The following is a 20,467-nucleotide window of genomic DNA, read 5'->3' as shown; positions in this document are numbered from 1 at the left end:
AACATTCATCAGAGTTCATACGCGGCATGTCGGCCACATCACCGCCGACACGCCGCCGGCGCGCGCGATGCCGGCCGATAACGCGCGCCCGAGAGGACTAGCGTGGCGCGGAAGCGCCGGCAGGCGCCAATGCCGGGGCTTTGTCGGTACCCGGCACCGCGGGTAGCGCGGGCTTCACCGCAATCGGCGCGGACGCGGAGCGGGGCGGCTTGCTTTCGGCCATCCTGCGCTCGGTCAGCGACTTGGAAACTTGCACTGGTTCGCCCTTGAGCTGGTGCATCGCCTGCTGCAGCATGAAGTCATCGCTGCTGCCGAATTCAATCGGTGGACGGCTGCGTTCCTTCTCGCGCTGTTCCTGCGTCTTCTTCGAATTCTGCTCCTCAAGCTGACGCAATTGATCGAGCCGGTTCTGCTCGCGTTTTTCCTGCTCGGCCTTCTCGTTCGGGTCCTGCGTGTTGGCCAGGTGATTCGAATAATCGACCTCGCGCGTGACCAGGGCATCGTCCGGATCGCCGTCCGCGAACTGGTCGATCGGGATGTCGGGACGGATACCCTTATTTTGGATCGAACGGCCGCTCGGCGTGTAGTAGTACGCGGTCGTCAGGCGCAGCGCGGTGTCGGCGGTCATCGGACGCACCGTTTGCACCGACCCCTTGCCGAACGTGGTTTTGCCCATGATCAGCGCGCGATGCTGGTCCTGCAGTGCGCCGGAGACAATTTCGGAGGCCGATGCCGAGTACGCGTTGACCAGCACCACCATCGGCACCGTCTTGTAGATCGCAGGCAGGTTCTTCAGCGGGTCGCTGTTAAAGGTCGATAATCGATAGTTATCGAATGTGTCGCGATAGGTCTGCTTGGCATCGGCGATCTGGCCATTGGTTGACACGACCACCGAATCCGGGGGCAGGAACGCGCCGGCCACGCCGACCGCGCTTTGCAGCAGGCCACCCCCGTTGTTGCGCAAGTCCAGGATCAGGCCCTTGAGCTGTGGTTGCTGGCGTGCGATGTCTGTGAGCTTGGCTGCCAAGTCCGGCACCGTGCGCTCCTGGAAGCTCGTGATGCGCACCCACGCATAGCCTGGCTGCACAATCTTGACCTTCACGCTCTGCACTTTGATCATCGCGCGGGTGACAGTGATCGGGAACGTGCGCTCGTCGCTCTTGCGATAGATGGTTAACGTGACCTTGGTGCCCGGCTCGCCGCGCATCTGCTTGACCGCCCGGTCCAGCGTCATGCCGCGCACTGGCTTGTCGTTGACCCGCGTAATCAAGTCGCCTGAGCGGATGCCGGCACGAAACGCCGGCGTATCCTCGATCGGCGAGATGACCTTCACCAGGCCGTCCTCCTGCGAAATTTCGATGCCCAGCCCCGCAAAGCGCCCCTTGGTCTGTTCCTGTAGTTCCTGATAGTCAGTCTTGTCCAGGTACGATGAGTGAGGATCTAGGCTCGACACCATGCCCTTGATCGCCGCGGTCAACAGCTTCTTGTCGTCAACCGGCTCGACGTACTCGTGCTTGATCTGGCCGAACACTTCGGCGAACAGCCGCAACTGATCTAGCGGCAGTGGCGCAGTCATGCTGGTCTCGGCAGACGCCGAGAATTGGAGCGTGGCGAACATGCCGGTCACGAGGCCGGCGGCGATCAGACCTGCGTTCTTCAGAGTCTTGCGCATAAAGTGAACAGTTGCGGTGGCGTGTTGGGGCGCGCTAATCGGAGAGCAAGTATAACCGCCGTTGTACAAGCCACCGGCGGCACGGTTCGGAAAATTAGGCCGCTTTACCCTGGTTCGCGACCGCGGCCTGTGCGTGGGCGATCGCCTCCGCGTCACCTAGATAGTAGTGCTTGATGGGTTTGAGCGCTTCGTCCAGCTCGTAGACGAGCGGCACGCCGTTCGGGATGTTCAGTCCGACGATATCGATGTCCGAGATGTCGTCCAGGTATTTGACCAGCGCGCGGATCGAGTTGCCGTGCGCGGCGATCAGCACGTTGCGGCCCGACTTGATGGCCGGCGCGATCGATTCGTTCCAGATCGGCAGCACGCGCGCGACTGTGTCCTTCAGGCACTCCGTGAGCGGCAGCGACTCGCGCGGCACCTTAGCGTAGCGCGGGTCATCGTACGGCGCGCGCGGATCGCACGGTTCGAGCGCCGGCGGTGGCGTATCGTAGCTGCGCCGCCATATCAGCACCTGTTCGTCACCATACTGGGCTGCCGTTTCAGCCTTGTTCAGCCCGGACAGCGCGCCGTAGTGCCGCTCATTCAAGCGCCACGCGTGCACGACGGGGATATACATCAGATCCATTTCATCCTGCACGTGCCACAGCGTGCGGATGGCGCGTTTGAGCACGGACGTATACGCGATGTCGAACGTGTAGTCGGCCTGCTTGAGCAGCACGCCGGCTTGCCGGGCTTGAGCCGCGCCTTTGTCGGTGAGGTCGACGTCAACCCAGCCAGTGAAGCGGTTTTCCTTGTTCCACGTTGATTCGCCGTGGCGGATGAGGACGAGCTTGTACATGTCAATGTGAACGGTAGTCAGGAAGCGGTAAGCCGCCGGCGCACGCCGATCCAACGGCGCGCGTCAGTGCATCGGACGGATATTTTATAATGTCAGATTATCTTCTTTGTGCGAATTCCATCCGTGAAGTTTTTCACCGAGCCAGCTAACCTTGTATTGATCGCCATCGCCCTCATCTCCGGGGGGCTGCTGCTGTGGCCGGTCATCACGCGGCGCGACCGCGGCTTGTCCGCCGCGGATGCCACGCAACTGATCAACCGCCGCAATGCGATCGTCATCGACCTGCGCGGTGCCGATGAATTTGCGCAGGGCCACCTGCCGCAGGCACGTCATCTGCCGTTGGACGAGTTGAAGAGTAAAGTCGCGCAGGTGGTCAAGAACAAGAACACGCCAGTGCTGCTAGTCTGCCAAAATGGCGGGCCATCAACTAGGGCGCGGGATGTGCTGAAGGAAGCCGGCTACGCGGAAGTGTTCACGTTGCAAGGCGGTGTCAACGCGTGGCGGCAGTCCGGCATGCCGGTCATCAAGCAAGGAGCGGCGAAATGAGCAAGGTGGTAATGTACAGCACGCAGGTCTGTCCATATTGCCAGATGGCCGAGCGCCTGTTGAGGTCGCGCGGCGTCGAGCACATCGAGAAAGTGCTGATCGATCGTGATCCTGAACGTCGGGCCGAAATGATGGAGCGCACCGGCCGGCGTACCGTGCCGCAAGTTTTCATCGGCCTGACCCACGTCGGCGGCTATGATGACCTGTCCGCGCTCGACCGTGCCGGTGGGCTGCTGCCGCTGCTCGAGGCAGTCTGACGCCCGTTTGAGCATAAGACCTTTGCCGACGCCCTGCGGCGCCGGCAGGCCGTTACACACGCGCCCCGTTCGCTGGGCCGCGCCATTTGGGCGACGTGCGGTGGTTCGATGCCGTGCGCACCCGCCCCTTTCACCGAAGGAAAGTTCATGTCCGACCCGCAGAACAACCAGCCGTTCTTCAATATCCAGCGCATTTACTTGAAGGATTTGTCGCTCGAGCAGCCGAATTCGCCGGCGATCTTCCTGGAACAGGAAATGCCCGGTGTTGAGGTCGAAGTCGACGTCAAGGCGGAGCGGCTTGCTGACGGTGTGTTTGAGGTGATCGTGACGGGCACCGTGACGGCGAAGGTCGCCACCAAGGTTGCCTTCCTGATCGAGGCCAAGCAAGCCGGCATCTTCGATATACGTAATATTGCGAACGAGCAGATCGATCCGCTAATCGGCATCGCCTGCCCGACGATTATTTTTCCGTACCTGCGCTCAAACATCGCCGATGCGATCACCCGTGCCGGCTTTCCGCCCATCCACCTGGCTGAAATCAACTTTCAGGCACTGTACGAGCAGCGCCTGGCGCAGGTCCATGGCCAGCCAGGCAACGGCGCGGCCAACGAAGGCGCCGCGACCACGCACTGATGCGGTGCAGATGATCGACGCACGGCCGATCGCAGTGGAATCGAGTATCTGGATGGATTGCAACGATATGGCGGGTGCGAGGTGCCGGCAATGAAAGTGACCGTACTCGGCGCCGGTGCATGGGGCACCGCGCTGGCCAGTCACCTCGCGCAGCGTCATGACACGCTGTTGTGGGCGCGCGATCCGGCTCTCGTGGCCGACCTTGCCGCTGCGCGCGAGAATCGCCGTTACCTGCCAGGCATCACGTTGGACCCCGCGCTGGGCTACGAGTCCGACCTGGGGATCGCGCTGCGGCATGCGTTTGCGCACGATGCGCTGTGCGTGCTGGGCACGCCGGTCGCGGGGCTGGTCGCCGCCTGCACCGCGATGCGCGATGCGGGCCACGTGCCAGCACACCTTGTTTGGTTGTGTAAAGGCTTCGATGTGGACACGATGCATCTGCCGCATCAACTTGTGGCCGATGTGCTAGGCGCGCACCCGAGTTGCGGTGCACTGTCCGGCCCAAGCTTCGCGCGGGAAGTGGCCCAGGGCCTGCCCGTCGCGCTGACCATCGCCAGCGTGAGCGCCGAATGCCAGCGGCGCACCGTCGAGGCGTTCCATCATGGCTCGATGCGCGTCTATATTGGAGACGATGTCGTCGGCGTCGAAGTGGGCGGCGCGGTCAAGAACGTGCTGGCGATCGCCACCGGCATTGCCGACGGGCTCGGGCTCGGCCTGAACGCGCGGGCTGCGCTGATCACGCGCGGGCTGGCGGAAATGACGCGATTCGGCGTCGCGCTCGGTGGACGGTACGATACCTTTACCGGTCTGACTGGGCTGGGTGATCTGATCCTGACCGCGACCGGCGATCTGTCGCGCAACCGTACCGTGGGTTTCCAACTGGCGGCCGGACGCGCGCTGGGTGAGATCTTGGCCGCATTGGGGCATGTCGCTGAAGGGGTACGATGCGCGCGCGCGGTATTGGCCATCGCGCGGCAGCACGGGATCGAGATGCCGATCACCGAAGCCGTCTGCGGCGTGCTGTTCGACGGCGTGGCACCCCGCGCCGCGGTCGACGCGCTGTTGCGGCGGGATGTGAAGGCCGAGGCGCGCTGAACGGTGGCGCTCGTTTGTCGGGCACGGCACGTAGAAGGCTATCATGCAGTCAGCACCACTGTTGATCGGTGGTTGCGTGCTCCAAGCGCGGCAAGCCGATATCACGACCCTGAAGGCTGACGCGATCGTCAACGCGGCCAATACGTTGCTGCTCGGCGGGGGCGGGGTCGATGGCGTGATTCACCGCGCGGCCATGCTGCGGCTTTACGAGGCGGAGCTCGCGCGCTAAGAGACAACCGGCGACGACTATCGCGCCATTCAGGCGCCGCCCTCGAAGCCATGCTGCCGCCACGCGTCGAACACTACGATGGCCACCGTATTGGACAAGTTCAGGCTGCGGTTGCCGGCGCGCATCGGCAGGCGTACGCGCTGGTCGGCGGCAAAGTGCTGCAGCACTGTGTCACACAGGCCTCGCGTCTCGGCGCCGAATACAAACCAATCGCCCGGATGGCACGCGCGGTCCCCGAACATCGATGCGCCACGGGTCGTGAATGCGAACATCCGGGCTGGGTCGGGCTGCTCTGTGGCGAGCAGTGCGTTCCAGTCCCGGTGCACGCGCATCTTCGCGTATTCGTGATAATCGAGGCCGGCGCGGCGCATCTTCGCGTCGTCCAGTGGAAAGCCCAGCGGCTCGACCAGGTGCAGCGTGGCGCCGGTATTCGCGCATAGGCGAATGATGTTGCCGGTGTTCGGCGGAATCTCGGGTTCGACTAGAACGACGTTGAACATGGCATGGGTCAATGAGGTGGCTGGCGTGGGCGTCAATGGACGACCGCCGGTCGTGATTGTGGCCGCTTGACGCCGATTACGCGCGCGGCGTGCGTAGCGCGACGAAATTGGTGATGCGTCGTGCGCCGGCATCCTTGAGCATGCGCGCGAGCGAATCGAGCGTCGTCCCGGATGTCATCACGTCGTCGACGATGCCCACGTGCTGGTCGCGGACCGTCTTGCGCAGCGCGAACGCGCCAGCCAGGTTCGCGTGCCGGGCGGTTGCACCGAGCAGCGCTTGTTGCCCAGTGTCGCGCACACGCACGACGGCGCGCGGATCGGCGCGCACGCCGAGGCGCTGGGCGAGCGCGCGTGCGATCACCCAAGCCTGATTGTAGCCGCGCGATGAAAGCCTTGACGCTGAAAGTGGCACGGCGATCAACGCATCGGGCAACTCGAGCAGGTCTTGCGACGCGAGTGCCAGCCGGCGTGCAAAATCGTGTCCAAGTTCGATGCGAGAGCGAAATTTCAAGTCGGCCACTAACTGGTCGAGCGGTGGCGCATAGTCGGCAAGCGTCACGGTGGCGTCGAACGCGGGTCGTACCTGGGCGCAAAACGAGCAGTGCGTTGCAACGTTACGTGGTAGTGGCAGCGCACAGCGCGGGCAGCGCAGCCGTGCCTCATTCCAGTAAGTTTCATCGCAGGCGTCGCACAGTACGTCGTGCGACACATTGCCGCAGAGCGCGCACTGCGTCGGCAGTGCATGACGCCAAGTGCCGTGGCATAAGCCGCGCAGCGCGGCTATCCAGCGGCGCTGCCAGCGGCCGGCGCGCGGCGCCCCGGAGGGGCGGCTTGGGTGGGCGACGCGTACCGCCGTCGCGGCGGGCCACGCGTGGCTGCGTCGTCGGTCACTGCGGTGATCGTTGACGGTGCGGTGATCGTTGACGGGTGTCCGGTCGCGGGCCGGCGTGGGCAACGGGGTAGACTGTTTCATCAAAAACGGAACGGGAGACTGGCTCAGGGCGGTCGAACGAGTATACTGCGGCCCTTCCCGCAAGCCTATGCTCATGCCAACCGATCACGACCGTCCGGCGGACCAAGACACCGATGCGGGCGCGCAGCGCGCCACCGGATTGCGTCAGCTCAGGCAAAGTTTCGATCGTCGTGCTGCGCAATTCCGCGACGTAGCGTTCTTGCCGCGCGAGATTGCGCAGCGCATGCATGAGCGATTGCAGTACATCAAGCTGCAGCCGGCGCGGGTGCTCGACGCAGGGTGTGGCGCGGGCGAGGACCTCGAGGCGCTGCGCGCGCGCTTTGCGCAGGCCAGCGTCTATGGCGCGGACCTCTCGCGTGCGATGCTCGTCGCCGCGCACTCGTCGGGTAGCGGCGGCGCCGACGCGGCGTCCGGGCAGCCCGCCTCAGCAGGCGGCTGGCGTCGCCTGCTGCCGGCCGCATTGCGTCATCTCGCGTCGGGCCGTGCTCAACCGCGCGACCGGGTGCAGGCCGACTTCGGCGCGCTGCCGTTTGCGCCGGAGTGCTTTGACTTGCTATGGTCAAATTTGGCGCTGCAGTGGCATGCGCGTCCGGATCAAGTGTTTCCCGAGTGGCAGCGGGTACTGAAAACTGGCGGGCTGCTGATGTTCTCCACGCTCGGTCCTGATACGCTGCGCGAGTTGCGTGGTGCATGGGCGCTCGCGGATGACGGCGCGGCGCAGCACGTGCTCGACTTCGTCGACATGCATGACTGCGGCGACATGCTGGTCGCCAGCGGCTTCGAGATTCCGGTGATGGACATGGAAACGCTCACTATCACGTACTCGTCCCCGCAATCGCTGCTGGCAGATGTGCGCCGCTGGGGGGCGATGCCGCCGCAAGGTACGCGGCGCGGCGACGTGCCACGTGGCCTGATGTCGCGCGGCACGTATCGCCGTCTGCTCGACGCGCTGGAAGCACAACGGCAGCCCGACGGCACGATACCGCTCACCTTCGAGGTGGTCTACGGTCATGCGTGGAAGGCCATGGCTCGCGTGACGCCTGAAGGCCATGGCATCGTGCGCGTCGATGAGATCGGCCATATGTCGCGCGGTGTGCGCAGGACGTCTTCCTGATGCCTCAGTATGCGCGCGTAGGCGGCAAGAACGGTACTTCGTTAACTCGGAAATCGCTGCTGAAAATGACTATCGCAAACTGCGTCAAAATGGCGCAGAGGCTTGTCGGGCAAAGGTTCGAGCCGGTTTGGCGTTGCTTGTGGATGGCCATGAACCCGCCTATAATGCGTCAGTTTGTCACTTAGGGGCCGCAATATTGGTCTGGCCGTCGCGCTCAGCGGCGCGTGGCGGGTGCTGCCTTTTACGGGCATCGAACTCCTCGCGGCGGGTGTTGCGTTCATCATTTACGCGCGCCATGCGGTCGATTACGAATACATTCGTCTGTACCCGGACCGTCTTTTGATCCGACGGGTGAGCGCCGGCAGCATCACGCAGTTCGAGTTCAACCCTTGCTGGGTCCGGATCGAGTCGGGCGGCGAGCCGCGCCAATGCGTGACCGTGGCATCGGGTCGGGTGTCGGTATCGGTTGGGCGGCATCTTGCGTTCGAGCGTCGCGCCGAGTTCGAGCGTGAGTTGCGCGCGTGGCTCAAGCAGTGCGCGCCGTGTGGGCACCGGGGCAGTGGGGCGAGAGGCGAGTCTGAATGGTAATTTTGGTTAAGGAAGCTATGAAAACAATCAAGCGAGCCCTCGTGGGCATGCTTGCCGCGAGTACGTGGCTCGTTGCAGGCACGGCTCAGGCGGTCAATGACATGCCGGGTGGCCCGGCGGTTAACCAACTGAATTTTCAGCCGCCCGTTACCAAGATCGCCGAGGAGCTCTACGGTCTGCATACGCTGATGCTGATCATTTGCGCGGTGATCTTCGTCGGCGTGTTTGGTGTGATGTGCTATTCGATTATCGTGCACCGCAAATCGAAAGGCTTTAAACCTGCCCACTTTCATGAAAGCACCACCGTCGAAATTATTTGGACCGTCGTGCCGTTCCTGATCGTCGTGCTGATGGCGCTGCCTGCGACGAAGGCGGTTGTCGCAATGAAAGACACATCCAACGCGGATTTGACGATCAAGGTCACCGGCTACCAATGGAAATGGGGTTATGACTACGTGAAGGGGCCGGGCGAGGGCATCAGCTTCCTGTCGACACTGACGACGCCACGCTCAATGATCAATGGCAAAGAGCCGATTTCCGATACCTATCTGCAGGAAGTCGACAATCCGCTCGTTGTACCGGTGGGCCAGAAAATTCGGATTATCACGACGGCCGCGGACGTCGTGCACTCTTGGTATGTGCCTGCGTTCGGTGTCAAGCAGGACGCGATTCCCGGTTTTACGCGCGAAACCTGGTTTAAGGCCGAAAAGGTCGGTACATATCGTGGTTTTTGCACCGAGCTGTGCGGTAAAGAGCACGCGTACATGCCGGTTGTTGTTGAAGTCAAGAGTGCGGAAGACTATGCGAAATGGGTCGCCGACGAGCAAAAGAAAATGAGCGCGTCCGCAAACGAGCCGAACAAAACGTATACGATGGATGAACTGAAGGAGCAGGGTGCAAAGGTGTATGCGGCCAACTGCGCGGTTTGCCACCAACCGAGCGGCAAGGGCACTGGGCCGTTCCCAGCGCTTGACGGCAGCACGGTCGTCAAAGGCCCGATTGCTGGACACTTGAACGTTGTGCTGAATGGAAAGGGACAAATGCCGGCATGGGGCCCGACGCTCAACGACGTCGAAATTGCGTCGGTCATTACGTTTGTGAACAATACGTGGGGCAACCACAATGGTGTGGTATTGCAACCACGGCAAGTTGCACACGCGCGCAGCGGCAAAATGCCCGCCGTTGTGGCAGCCGGCAACGGCACCTGATGTCCCGCATGCAACCGTTGATTCGGCCCCGGAATTCGTTTTAGGAGAAGTGTTATGTCAACGATCGGACACGACGTCGCGGCAGGTCACGATCACGCACACGACCATGCGCACGATCAACCGCATGGCTGGCGGCGCTGGTTGTTCGCGACCAATCACAAGGACATTGGCACGCTGTACCTGATTTTTTCGTTCGTGATGTTTCTGTCGGGCGGGGTGATGGCGCTGCTGATCCGCGCGGAGTTGTTTGAACCAGGCCTGCAGATTATGCGGCCCGAGTTCTTCAATCAGCTCACGACGATGCACGGGCTGATCATGGTGTTCGGCGCAATCATGCCAGCGTTTGTCGGCTTTGCGAATTGGATGGTGCCACTGCAAATCGGCGCGGCCGACATGGCGTTTGCGCGGATGAATAACTTCAGTTTCTGGCTGCTGCCGGTTGCCGCGGTACTGCTGGTCGGCTCGTTTTTCTCGCCGGGCGGCGCGACCGCCGCGGGATGGACGTTGTATGCGCCGCTGTCAGTGCAAATGGGGCCGGGCATGGATCTGGGCATCTTCGCGGTGCACATCATGGGTGCGTCGTCGATCATGGGCGCGATCAACATTATCGTGACGATCCTGAACATGCGCGCGCCCGGCATGACGCTGATGAAGATGCCGATGTTCTGCTGGACCTGGCTGATCACCGCATTCTTGTTGATCGCGGTGATGCCGGTATTGGCCGGTGCGATCACGATGTTGTTGTTTGATCGGCATTTTGGTACGGCGTTTTTCAATCCAGCCGGCGGCGGTGATCCGGTGCTATATCAGCACATCTTCTGGTTTTTCGGTCACCCCGAAGTCTATATCATGATTCTGCCGGCGTTCGGGATCATCTCGCAGGTCGTACCGGCATTCTCGCGCAAGCCGCTGTTCGGCTATAGCTCGATGGTGTATGCGACAGCGTCGATTGCGATCCTGTCGTTCATGGTATGGGCGCACCACATGTTCGTGACGGGCATGCCGGTCACCGGCCAGCTATTTTTCATGTACGCGACGATGCTCATCGCGGTGCCCACTGGCGTGAAGGTGTTCAACTGGGTCGCGACAATGTGGCGTGGCGCGCTCTCGTTCGAGGCGCCGATGCTGTTTGCCATCGGCTTTATCTTCGTATTCACGATGGGTGGCTTTACCGGATTGATCCTGTCGATGGCGCCGCTCGATGTCCCGCTTCATGGCACGTATTACGTGGTCGCGCACTTCCATTACGTACTCGTTGCCGGATCGCTGTTCGCGCTGTTTGCCGGATGGTATTACTGGTCTCCGAAGTGGACCGGCTGGATGTATAACGAGACACGCGGAAAGATCCATTTCTGGGCGTCGATGATTTTCTTCAACATCACGTTCTTTCCGATGCACTTCCTCGGACTGGCCGGTATGCCGCGCCGCTACGCGGACTATCCGGCGCAATTCACCGACTTCAACCAGATCGCCACGATCGGTGCCTTCGGTTTCGGACTGGCGCAGGTGTACTTCCTGCTGGCGGTCGCGTTGCCTGCCTATCGCGGCCATGGCGAGCACGTGAAGGCGGACGAGAAGCCGTGGGATGGCGCGGTCGGCCTTGAATGGACCGTGCCGAGTCCGGCGCCGTTTCATACGTTTGAAACGCCGCCGAGGGTCGAATAACCCGCTGGTCGCGCCACTGTGTTGCACTGACGGCGCGGCAGGCATGACAGGCCCCGGCGCAAGCCGGGGCTCAAAATGATGGCAAGCAATTCACAAAGAAGACGTATGCCGGCGCGGCAGCGCGCGGCCAACCTGCGGTTGCTGACCGTGCTGATTGGCATCGTTGTCGTCTTCTTCGTGAGTGTCGTGCTCAAGCATTGGGTCGCGTAAACAAGCGGGAGGGCGACGATGCCTGATCGACAGCAGGACTTAAAGCGACGCGCCGCCGCGAGTTTCGCTCAATCGATACGCGCGGTGTTGTGGTCGTTTTTCGGCGTACGCAAGGGCAAGGACCATGAACGGGATCTGGCGGGCCTGAACCCATTGCATCTGATCGTCGCGGGTCTGGCTTGCGCCGCGGTGTTCATCGGGATCTTGCTGGTGATCATCCATTGGGTGACACAAACGGCTTCCTGACGGCGTTGGCCGGCATGCTGCGCGAACAAGACAGGGCCATCAAGAAAGAACTGGACTGAAGTGGAGAATCAACAATGAGCGGACAAAATGAAAGCCCGTATTACTTCATACCGAATCCGTCGCAGCATCCGATAGCCGCGGCGGTGGGCTTGCTGGCCATGCTCGGCTCGCTTGCCGGCTGGATTAATGGCGTGTCGTTCGCGCCATTCACGTTCGCACTTGGTCTGGTATGGTTGCTGTTCGTGCTATGGCACTGGTTCGGCGACTCGATCGGCGAGTCCGAAGTAGGGCTGTATGGCAAACGTGTCGACACGTCGTATCGGTGGAGCATGAGTTGGTTCATCTTCTCCGAAGTGATGTTCTTCGCGGCGTTCTTCGGCGCGCTGTTCTACGCGCGGCAATTCGCGCTGCACGACCTAGGCAACCTCGACGCGAAGTTGGTGTGGCCTGACTTTGCCGCGGTGTGGCCGAACAACGGCCCGTCGAACCTGGTGGCGCACTTCAAGTCGATGCATCCGTGGCCAATCCCGACGATCAACACCGCGTTGCTGCTCACGTCCGGTGCGACGCTGACGGTGGCGCACCATGCGTTGCGCGACGATCACCGCAACAAGGCGATCGTGTGGTTGGCTGCGACGGTCCTGCTCGGCGTGATCTTCCTGTTTATGCAAGGGTATGAGTATTTTCACGCGTACAACGAACTGAATCTGAAGCTGACCTCCGGTGTCTATGGCTCGACGTTCTTCCTGTTGACCGGATTCCACGGCTTCCATGTGACAATGGGTGCGCTGATGCTGGCCGTTGTGCTGGTGCGGCTGATCCGGGGCCATTTCAAGCCGGATCACCACTTTGCATTTGAAGGCGCCGCGTGGTACTGGCACTTCGTCGACGTTGTGTGGCTGGGACTGTATGTGGTCGTCTACTGGATGTAGTGCCCGCTGCGACAAAACGCCGCCCTCGCCGAGGGCGGCGTTTTACTTTATGCGATAAGTGAAGAAGCTTATCGCCCGTATGGAATGCCGGTTGATTCGATCCAGCCCATCCAATGCGCAAGCAGGATGAACAGGAACAGTGAAATCGACAGGCCGACGCGCGTAGCCAGCGACCACACCATGCGCTTGGTCGTGCCGCGATCGTGCATCATAAAGTACAGTGCGCATGCCATGCTGGCGATGATCAGCGCGAACGCGATTGCAACGAGGATATGCATGAAGAAGGCCGGAAAAGACTGTTTCAATATTATCTCACCCCGTTCGGTGTCTGGCGGAGTTGAGCCCGCATGCTGAAAATTCGCTTCTGGCCCGCGCTGATCGTGCTGATCGTCGTCGCGGTCACGGTGCGACTCGGTTTCTGGCAGCGCGACCGCGCGCACCAGAAAGAGGCGCTGCAGGCGCGTATCGAGCGGTTCGAGCAGGCGAGCCCGATATCGCTGGACGATCGCAGGCCAGCCCTGGCGGAGGTCGAGTTCCACCGCATCGTGGCGCGCGGTCGGTTCGTGCCGGACTCGACGGTCTATTTGGACAACCGGCTGTACAACGACCAGCCTGGCTTCTATGTCGTCATGCCGTTGAAGCTGGAGACAGGTGGCTATGTGTTGGTCAATCGGGGCTGGTTGCCTCGCAACGTGCAGCAGCGCGGCGTGATCGCGCCCTATCGCACGCCGTCCGGCGTTGTGACGATTGAAGGCGTCGCTCGGGCAGACGCGTCGCGCGCGTTCGAACTTGGGCAAGGTGGATCGGCGCCACACCAGTTAATCCGCCAAAACCTGGATGTGGCATCGTACGCAGCGGAGATCGGTTTGCCGCTGGAGCCATTCGTGCTGCAACAGACCAACGATACGGCGGACGGGCTGGTACGTGACTGGCCGGCGCCGGATACCGGCGTCGAGCGCAACTACGGCTATATGGTGCAGTGGTGGGGCATGGCGTTGGCGGCGCTTGCTTTCGGGCTCTATGCGGCGCGCCGCGCCGCCCGCAACGTGTAGTCGCGTGCCAACCGATGTCGTGAACGAAGTGTGAAGGAGTGTAGCGTTGACGGATTCTTCTCGATCAAAACCCGGTCTCGACGTACCGGGTAAGCGCCATGGCCCGATGGCCACCGGCGTGCCCGCATCCCGCCGCGGCAGGCAGCGCGCGCGGTGGATGCTGCTGCTGCTGGCCGCGGTTTGTGCCGCGCCCGTTATCGCGTCGTACTTGATGTACTACGTGTTCAAGTCCACCGGTGGCTCGGGCAGCTACGGCCAATTAATCCAGCCGCAACGGCCGATTCCGGACAATCTCGTCGTGCGCGACGAAACCGGTCATCCAATGCGGCTCGATTCGCTGAAAGGTAAGTGGCTGTTGATTTCGGTCGATCCGAGCGCCTGCGATGACGCCTGTGCGAAGAAGCTGTACTTCATGCGGCAAGTGCGCGCGACGCAAGGTGCTGAACGTGAGCGAGTACGGACTGTATGGCTGCGGACCGACGACGGCGCGATACCGGAGCGCGTTGCCAACGCGTATTCAGACACGTGCAAACTCATCGTGCCGCCGGCGCAACTCGCCGCGTGGCTGCCGCCCGATCCGGATCGGGCCAGTGATTCGATCGCCGCACACATTTACTTGGTCGACCCGAACGGGAACTTGATGATGCGCTTTCCGCGTGATCCGGACCCGTCGCGGATCAAGCATGACCTAACCAAACTGCTCAAATGGTCGAGAATCGGCTAAACGGGCGGACCGCTTTTTCATGACGTCCATACAGAATTGCCATGTTTGTCATTGAACTTGCGCTAATCGGCGCGGCGCTCGCGCTGTTGCCTCTTAGCTGGATCCTGTGGCGGGTCCGCTCGGACCGCTATCGCAAGCTTGCCTGGCTAACGATGTTCTTGACGCTGGATCTGGTGATGTTCGGCGGCTTCACGCGCTTGACCGACTCGGGCCTGGGCTGTCCGGACTGGCCTGGCTGCTATGCAAGTTCGTCGCCGTTTGCCGCGCATGCGTCGATCGCTGCTGCCTATGCGGCGATGCCAAGCGGACCGGTTAGCGTGATGAAGGCTTGGATCGAGATGATCCACCGCTATTTTGCGATGGCCATTGGGCTGTTGATCGTGCTAATGACCGCGATCGCATGGATGCGGCGCTGGCGTGGCCAGCCCTTGCCAGCTTCGCCGTGGTGGCCGACTGCGTTGTTGGCGTGGGTGTTGGTGCAGGGGGCATTCGGCGCGTGGACCGTGACGTTGAAGCTGCAGCCGGTCATCGTGACCACGCATTTGCTGCTTGGCCTTGGGCTGCTGGCGGCGCTCGGCTTGTTCGCCGCGCGCATGACGCCCGCACCACGGCGGGAGCCGGCCACCGGCCGCAGCTTTGCGGCCGCGCTTGTCGCCCTTGCGCTGCTGCTCGTGCAGATTGCGCTCGGTGGCTGGGTGAGCACGAATTATGCCGTGCTCGCGTGCACCGACTTTCCAACCTGTAACGGGCAATGGATGCCGTCAATGGACTTCGCACAGGGATTCCACTTGTGGCGGTCCCTCGGCCTGAATGCCCATGGCGAGATGATTACCCAGGACGCACTCGTGGCGATTCACTGGACGCATCGCACATTCGCGATGATTGTGATCGCCTATCTGCTCGGATGGGCGTGGTGCATACGGCGCGTGAAGGCACTGACACGGCTTGCCGACGGCGTGCTGGCGGTCGTGGTGCTGCAGTTCCTGACCGGCTTGTCCAACATCGTGCTGCAATGGCCGCTGCCCGTCGCCGTCGCGCACAACGGCGGCGCGGCGATCCTGCTGTTGCTCGTTGTCATGTTAAACTGGCATATTGCCTCCAGCCGCGCCGTTGCCGCCTCATCGGCGGAATCGAGCGCCGTCACCGCGTGATTCACGAATGGACAGTACAACACTGCGTCCCTCGTCCGGTAGCCGCATCGCACAGTATTTGGCGTTGACCAAGCCGCGTGTCACCCAACTCGCCGTGTTCTGCGCGGTGATCGGCATGTTTCTGTCTACGCCCGGCAGGGTGCCGTGGCAGAAGCTGGTCGGCGGCACGGTCGGCATCTGGCTGTTCGCTGGCGCGGCGTTCGCGATCAATTGTTTGGTCGAGCAACGTATCGACGCGAGGATGCGGCGTACCGCATGGCGCCCTTCGGCGCGCGGCGAGATCACGCCGGCACAAATCCTGACCTTTTCCGCAGTGCTCGGTGGGCTGGGCATGTGGACGCTGTACACGTTTACGAATGCGTTGACGATGTGGCTGACGTTCGCGACGTTCATCGGCTACGCGGTCATCTATACGATGCTGCTAAAGCCCGCCACGCCGCAGAACATCGTGATCGGCGGCGCCTCGGGCGCGATGCCGCCCGCGCTGGGCTGGGCGGCGGTGCAGGGCGCGGTGCCGGGCGACGCGTGGATCCTCGTGCTGATCATCTTCGTATGGACGCCGCCGCATTTTTGGGCGCTGGCGCTGTATCGTCGCCAGGACTACGAGTGCGCGAAATTGCCGATGCTGCCCGTCACCCATGGCGTGCACTTTACCGCGCTGCATATCCTGTTGTACACGCTCGTGCTGTTTGCCGTTACGCTCATGCCGTTCGTCTCCGACATGAGCGGGGTGCTATACCTTGCCAGCGCGGTCGTGCTCGGCGTATTGTTCTTGAGCTACGCGTGGAAGATGTATCGCGACTATTCGGACGAGATCGCGCGTAAAACATTTCGGTATTCGATCGTCTATTTGTCGCTGTTGTTCGTTGCGTTGCTGATTGATCACTACGCGCGCAGTTGGATCGGCTTTTGATGTCAGCGCGCGTTTTTTTACATTGGGCGGCGACCCGGATGGTATCCAATCCATGCAAAGCGGCTCGCGCGAACCTCGGCAAGTTGCGACGCGCGGTGGCCGCAGTAGTGGCCAGCATGGCGTTCGCATTGGGGGGCTGCGGCGACAAGCCGGCATTCACGAACGTCGACATCACCGGCGCGAGCCACTTCGGCACCGACTTCGCGCTTGCCGATACCAACGGCCACGTACGCACACTGGCCGATTTCAAAGGCAAGGTGGTCGTGCTGTTCTTCGGCTACCTGCACTGCCCCGATGTGTGCCCGACGACGATGGCCGAGCTCGCACAAGCGATGCAGCAATTGGGCGACCAGGCAAAACGCGTGCAGGTGCTGTTCGTCACGCTCGACCCCCAGCGCGACAGTGCGTCGTTGCTCGCGCAATACGTCGCGGCGTTCAACCCGTCATTCATCGGCCTGCGGCCTGCCAATGACGCGCAGCTGTCGAAGGTGACCCAGTCGTTTCGCGTGTACTACGCGAAAGTGCCGGGCAACGACGGTGCCGATTATACGATGGATCACACTGCCGCAAGCTACGTGTTCGATCCTACCGGCAAGCTGCGCCTGTACGCGCGAGATGGCCAAGGTCCCGGGCCATGGGTGCATGACCTCAAGTTGTTGCTCGACTAGGCGGGTCCGGCGCTCGAAAGTTGGAGTCAGCAGTCGGTAGCCGCGGTAGCCCGATGATCTTTCCCGTAAAAGCATAAGCGTATGCGTATTCGGTAGTTCACTTCATCCGCGTAGCCATGCGACCATCGTGTTCTTAAAATTGACGTGGGGTATTCATGCTACGCAGAACACTACTGAAAACACTGCCCATCGTCGCGATGGCAGCTGCATTGTCGAACGTTGCGCGAGCCGATCCGGTGCTGCGCGTGGGCACGATGAGCGGCCCGGACGCGCAGATCTGGCAGGAAGTGGCGAAGGTGGCGGCGAAGAACGGTTTGAAGATCAAGGTCATCGAATTCAATGACTACGTGCAGCCGAATGCCGCGCTCGATGCTGGCGACCTGGACGCGAACGGCTTCCAGCACCAGCCGTTCCTGGACAGCCAAATTAAGCAGCGCGGCTACAAGATTGTGAACGTGGGCCTGACTTATGTGTCGCCGATGGGTTTCTACTCGAAGAAGTTTAAGTCGTTGAAGGACCTGCCGGCAGGCGCTAAAGTCGGTATCCAGAACGATCCGTCTAACGGCAACCGCGCGCTGTTGCTGCTGCAGAAATACGGGATCATCAAGCTGAAGGCCGGCGCGGGCGTGGGTGGCGTAAACGCGACGCCGCTGGATGTGATTGAGAATCCAAAGAAGATCAAGCTGGTCGAGTTGGATGCCGCGCAGATGCCGCGCTCGCTCGATGACCTGGCTGCCGCATCGATCAATAACAACTACGCGGTGAGCGCCGGCTTCTCGCCGACCAAGGATGCGATCGCGCTCGAAGATTTGAAGGGACCGTATGCAAACCTGATCGCCGTGCGCGTGCAGGACAAGGATCAGCCGTGGGTGAAGAAGCTGGTGGCCGTGTACGAGTCCGACGACATTCGCAGGTTCCTCAAGACGCAATTCAAAGGCGCGATCCTGCCCGCGTTTTAAGGCGCTAACGCGCGGCCGGCTGCCAGAGGCCCGTACACGGCTTTCATGCTCTGCGGAAACAGCTTGCCCCCTGACGGCTGGCTGCTCGGCCGATTAGAGTTCGCCGACGGACGCATCGCGACGATCGATGGCGAACACACAGATCCCGCCCGCAATGACCAGCCGTACATCCTGCCTGGTTTTATCGACCTGCATGTGTACGGTGGCGGTGGGGCGGACGTGATGGATGGCGGCACGGCGGTCAACACGATTGCCCGTGCCCATGCGCGCCATGGGACGACAAGCTTGCTGGCCACGACGATGACCGCGCCACGAGAGCAGCTGAAGTCCGTGATTGCCGGCCTGGGTACTTTAGCGCGCGAGCGGCAGGCGGGGGCGCCGCGCGACTGCTGGGCGTGCATCTGGAGGGTCCGTACATCAATCCTGGCAAGCTCGGTGTCCAGCCGGTGGCAGCCACGGTCGCGGTGCTCGACGAAGTCATCGAGTATTTGGCGTTGGACCCCATCCGCGTCGTCACGCTGGCGCCCGAAATCGCCGGGCACATGGACATCGTACGCGAACTCGCCACGCGCGGGGTGCGCGTTCAACTCGGCCATTCGCTTGGCTCGTATAGTGTCTAGGCGGCTGGCCGATGGCACGCTGGCGGGCAGCACCCTGACGATGGACCAAGCGCTGCGCAATCTCGTCTCGATCGGTTTGCCGATCGCTGACGTGTCGGCACGTCTATCGCGTCATGCGGCGGACTATTTGGGGCTGGTCGACCGTGGTCGCATCGAGCGGGGCGCATGGGCCGACCTAGTGGTGATCGATCGCGAACTGACGCTCGTGGCCACGTACGTCGAAGGAGAAGCCGTTGTCGAATAGGCTTAAAAAGGTGTTGGCCTCGCCCAAAGTCGCGGCCGCGGCGGCGACTTTGGGCGAGGTGCACGGGATTGGTGAAAACCTTCGGCCGCCACCGGCCATTTCAGCGCGTTACTTCTTCGTGTTAGGCTCTGCAAGTCTTTGTGCTTCGCGATGCGACTCGAGCCACATCGCGTTGATGACGCCGAACGCGAGTGCGACGCCAATACCCAATATCCAGCTGAAATACCACATGCTCTGCTCCGTCAGATCGATCGGTTGAGATAAGCGCCGCTCAGTACATCGAGTGCGTGTTGCTTTGCACGCCTTGCTCGGTGACCTTACCGCGCATCACGCGATAGACCCAGCTGGTGTACAGCATGATCAGCGGCACGAACACGATCACCACGATTAGCATGATGCCCAGTGTGCGGTGGCTCGACGTCGAGTCCCACAGCGTCAGGCTACTGGCCAGGTCCAGCGACGATGGCATGATAAATGGAAACATCGAAAAGCCTGCGGTCAGGATCACGCCGGTCACCAGCAGCCCCGTCATGATGAAGCCCACGACGGTGAAGCGCGACGAGGCAAGCGCCAGTGCGAGTACGCCGGCCACGATGCCCAGCGCCGGCGCGAGCATCATCCATGGGTAGGCGACGTAGTTGGCCATCCACAGGCCGGGCGCGGCAGCCACGCCCTTGAGCAGCGGGTTGGCCAGCGCGTCCAGCGGCGCCGCGCGGGTGATCTCGAAGCCGGTGATGCGGGTGGCCACGAGGGTGCCGGCCATGATGAACAGCACGACCGTGATCAGCGATGCGATGCGCAACACGTGCGACGCGCGGCGCGCTATTGCCCCTTCGGTTTTGATACGCAGGAACGCGGCGCCGTGCGCGATCAGCATGCCGACGCTGACCGCACCGCACAGCACCGCGAACGGGTTCAGCAGCGCGAAGAAGCCGCCATGGTAGCTCACGCGCAGTTCGTCGTCGAAGCGGAACGGCACGCCTTGCAACAGGTTGCCAAACGCGACGCCGAATACCAGCGCCGGAATCGCGCTGCCGGCGAACAACGCCCAGTCCCAACTCGCACGCCACCGCGGATCATCGCGCTTGGCGCGGTACTCGAAGCCGACCGGCCGCATGAATAGCGCGAACAACACCAGCAGCATCGCGAAATAGAAGCCGGAAAAGGAAGCGGCGTAGACCAGCGGCCACGCGGCGAACATTGCGCCGCCGGCCGTGATCAGCCACACCTGATTGCCTTCCCAGGTAGGGCCAATCGCGTTGATGATCACGCGACGTTCGGTGTCGGTCTTGCCGATGAACGGCAGTAGTGCGCCGACACCCATGTCGAAGCCGTCGGTGAGCGCGAAGCCGAGCAGCAAGACGCCGATCAGCACCCACCAAATGACCTTCAAAGTTGGATAGTCAAACATAGTGATTTTGTCCAGT

23 protein-coding genes and 2 pseudogenes are annotated in these 20,467 nt (G+C 61.9%); 18 read left to right on the top strand and 7 right to left on the bottom strand.

The window, feature by feature from the left end; all coding sequences use genetic code 11:
• Window positions 1-97: 97 nt before the first annotated feature.
• Both KQH60_RS13570 and gpmA read right to left on the bottom strand, forming a co-directional pair.
• Window positions 98-1,672, bottom strand: a complete 1,575-nt coding sequence (locus KQH60_RS13570; protein WP_237576945.1) for a S41 family peptidase — start codon at window positions 1,670-1,672, stop codon at window positions 98-100.
• Between the two features lie 94 nt (window positions 1,673-1,766).
• Entirely contained in the window at window positions 1,767-2,513 is a 747-nt protein-coding gene (gpmA, locus tag KQH60_RS13565) for a 2,3-diphosphoglycerate-dependent phosphoglycerate mutase (RefSeq protein WP_237576944.1), read from the bottom strand.
• A 123-nt stretch (window positions 2,514-2,636) separates the two neighbouring features.
• Between gpmA and KQH60_RS13560 the strand changes: the two genes are divergently transcribed.
• The 5 genes from KQH60_RS13560 (at window position 2,637) to KQH60_RS13540 (ending at window position 5,273) form a co-directional block, all read left to right on the top strand.
• The gene (locus KQH60_RS13560) at window positions 2,637-3,059 is read left to right on the top strand and encodes a rhodanese-like domain-containing protein (protein WP_237576943.1); all 423 of its coding nucleotides are present in this window, start codon (window positions 2,637-2,639) and stop codon (window positions 3,057-3,059) included.
• A complete protein-coding gene (gene grxC / locus KQH60_RS13555) occupies window positions 3,056-3,316 on the top strand; it encodes a glutaredoxin 3 (protein ID WP_237576942.1) in 261 nt (86 codons plus the stop codon). The genes KQH60_RS13560 and grxC overlap by 4 nt, the downstream gene beginning before the upstream one ends.
• Before the next feature lie 147 nt (window positions 3,317-3,463).
• Window positions 3,464-3,949, top strand: coding sequence for a protein-export chaperone SecB (gene secB, locus KQH60_RS13550; protein ID WP_237576941.1), 486 nt, complete (start codon window positions 3,464-3,466; stop codon window positions 3,947-3,949).
• Between the two features lie 90 nt (window positions 3,950-4,039).
• The gene (locus KQH60_RS13545) at window positions 4,040-5,044 is read left to right on the top strand and encodes an NAD(P)H-dependent glycerol-3-phosphate dehydrogenase (protein ID WP_237576940.1); all 1,005 of its coding nucleotides are present in this window, start codon (window positions 4,040-4,042) and stop codon (window positions 5,042-5,044) included.
• A gap of 43 nt (window positions 5,045-5,087) precedes the next feature.
• Window positions 5,088-5,273, top strand: a complete 186-nt coding sequence (locus tag KQH60_RS13540; protein ID WP_368669354.1) for a macro domain-containing protein — start codon at window positions 5,088-5,090, stop codon at window positions 5,271-5,273.
• Between the two features lie 29 nt (window positions 5,274-5,302).
• On the opposite strand, the gene trmL is transcribed toward KQH60_RS13540, so the two are convergent.
• The gene (gene trmL / locus KQH60_RS13535; protein ID WP_237576939.1) at window positions 5,303-5,773 is read right to left on the bottom strand and encodes a tRNA (uridine(34)/cytosine(34)/5-carboxymethylaminomethyluridine(34)-2'-O)-methyltransferase TrmL; all 471 of its coding nucleotides are present in this window, start codon (window positions 5,771-5,773) and stop codon (window positions 5,303-5,305) included.
• Between the two features lie 76 nt (window positions 5,774-5,849).
• A complete protein-coding gene (locus KQH60_RS13530; protein ID WP_237576983.1) occupies window positions 5,850-6,557 on the bottom strand; it encodes a ComF family protein in 708 nt (235 codons plus the stop codon).
• 262 nt (window positions 6,558-6,819) lie between these two features.
• Between KQH60_RS13530 and KQH60_RS13525 the strand changes: the two genes are divergently transcribed.
• The 6 genes and pseudogenes from KQH60_RS13525 to KQH60_RS13500 all read left to right on the top strand — a co-directional run bounded on the left by KQH60_RS13525 (window position 6,820) and on the right by KQH60_RS13500 (window position 12,709).
• Window positions 6,820-7,860, top strand: coding sequence for a methyltransferase domain-containing protein (locus tag KQH60_RS13525; RefSeq protein WP_237576938.1), 1,041 nt, complete (start codon window positions 6,820-6,822; stop codon window positions 7,858-7,860).
• Between the two features lie 174 nt (window positions 7,861-8,034).
• On the top strand, window positions 8,035-8,448 hold the full coding sequence (locus KQH60_RS13520) for a DUF2244 domain-containing protein (RefSeq protein ID WP_237576937.1): 414 nt from the start codon (window positions 8,035-8,037) through the stop codon (window positions 8,446-8,448).
• Window positions 8,442-9,626: pseudogene (coxB, locus tag KQH60_RS13515) on the top strand (cytochrome c oxidase subunit II); the annotation flags it as partial. The gene KQH60_RS13520 and the pseudogene coxB, both read left to right, overlap by 7 nt.
• 84 nt (window positions 9,627-9,710) lie before the next feature.
• Window positions 9,711-11,321, top strand: a complete 1,611-nt coding sequence (gene ctaD / locus KQH60_RS13510) for a cytochrome c oxidase subunit I (protein ID WP_237576936.1) — start codon at window positions 9,711-9,713, stop codon at window positions 11,319-11,321.
• 228 nt (window positions 11,322-11,549) lie between these two features.
• Window positions 11,550-11,777 (top strand): DUF2970 domain-containing protein, encoded by a 228-nt coding sequence (locus tag KQH60_RS13505; RefSeq protein ID WP_237576935.1) that lies wholly within the window; start codon window positions 11,550-11,552, stop codon window positions 11,775-11,777.
• Window positions 11,778-11,851: 74 nt separating this feature from the next.
• On the top strand, window positions 11,852-12,709 hold the full coding sequence (locus KQH60_RS13500) for a cytochrome c oxidase subunit 3 (protein WP_237576934.1): 858 nt from the start codon (window positions 11,852-11,854) through the stop codon (window positions 12,707-12,709).
• Between the two features lie 68 nt (window positions 12,710-12,777).
• Here the strand turns inward: KQH60_RS13500 and KQH60_RS13495 are convergent, their stop codons facing one another.
• Window positions 12,778-12,987, bottom strand: a complete 210-nt coding sequence (locus tag KQH60_RS13495) for a twin transmembrane helix small protein (protein ID WP_237576982.1) — start codon at window positions 12,985-12,987, stop codon at window positions 12,778-12,780.
• 72 nt (window positions 12,988-13,059) lie between these two features.
• Between KQH60_RS13495 and KQH60_RS13490 the strand changes: the two genes are divergently transcribed.
• The 7 genes and pseudogenes from KQH60_RS13490 (at window position 13,060) to KQH60_RS13460 (ending at window position 19,040) form a co-directional block, all read left to right on the top strand.
• Window positions 13,060-13,761: an SURF1 family protein gene (locus tag KQH60_RS13490; RefSeq protein WP_237576981.1), complete on the top strand. Its 702-nt coding sequence runs from the start codon at window positions 13,060-13,062 to the stop codon at window positions 13,759-13,761.
• Window positions 13,762-13,867: 106 nt separating this feature from the next.
• Window positions 13,868-14,485, top strand: a complete 618-nt coding sequence (locus tag KQH60_RS13485) for a cytochrome C oxidase subunit I (protein WP_237576980.1) — start codon at window positions 13,868-13,870, stop codon at window positions 14,483-14,485.
• 41 nt (window positions 14,486-14,526) lie between these two features.
• Window positions 14,527-15,636, top strand: a complete 1,110-nt coding sequence (locus KQH60_RS13480; protein WP_237576933.1) for a heme A synthase — start codon at window positions 14,527-14,529, stop codon at window positions 15,634-15,636.
• 7 nt (window positions 15,637-15,643) lie between these two features.
• The gene (gene cyoE / locus KQH60_RS13475) at window positions 15,644-16,549 is read left to right on the top strand and encodes a heme o synthase (protein ID WP_237576932.1); all 906 of its coding nucleotides are present in this window, start codon (window positions 15,644-15,646) and stop codon (window positions 16,547-16,549) included.
• Between the two features lie 116 nt (window positions 16,550-16,665).
• On the top strand, window positions 16,666-17,217 hold the full coding sequence (locus KQH60_RS13470) for an SCO family protein (protein ID WP_237576979.1): 552 nt from the start codon (window positions 16,666-16,668) through the stop codon (window positions 17,215-17,217).
• Between the two features lie 155 nt (window positions 17,218-17,372).
• Window positions 17,373-18,176, top strand: coding sequence for a MetQ/NlpA family ABC transporter substrate-binding protein (locus KQH60_RS13465; RefSeq protein ID WP_237576931.1), 804 nt, complete (start codon window positions 17,373-17,375; stop codon window positions 18,174-18,176).
• A 45-nt stretch (window positions 18,177-18,221) separates the two neighbouring features.
• Window positions 18,222-19,040 (top strand): annotated as a pseudogene (locus KQH60_RS13460) (hypothetical protein).
• A 108-nt stretch (window positions 19,041-19,148) separates the two neighbouring features.
• Here KQH60_RS13460 and cydX read toward each other — a convergent pair.
• Together cydX and cydB are read right to left on the bottom strand one after the other, a co-directional pair.
• On the bottom strand, window positions 19,149-19,271 hold the full coding sequence (cydX, locus tag KQH60_RS13455) for a cytochrome bd-I oxidase subunit CydX (RefSeq protein ID WP_237576930.1): 123 nt from the start codon (window positions 19,269-19,271) through the stop codon (window positions 19,149-19,151).
• Window positions 19,272-19,311: 40 nt separating this feature from the next.
• Window positions 19,312-20,451, bottom strand: coding sequence for a cytochrome d ubiquinol oxidase subunit II (gene cydB, locus KQH60_RS13450; RefSeq protein ID WP_237576929.1), 1,140 nt, complete (start codon window positions 20,449-20,451; stop codon window positions 19,312-19,314).
• Between the last annotated feature and the right edge of the window lie 16 nt (window positions 20,452-20,467).

Source organism: Mycetohabitans sp. B8 (assembly GCF_021991875.1).
Lineage (GTDB): Bacteria > Pseudomonadota > Gammaproteobacteria > Burkholderiales > Burkholderiaceae > Mycetohabitans.
Note: the sequence above shows the minus strand (reverse complement) of the source record. Positions and strands in the feature narration are given on the sequence as shown.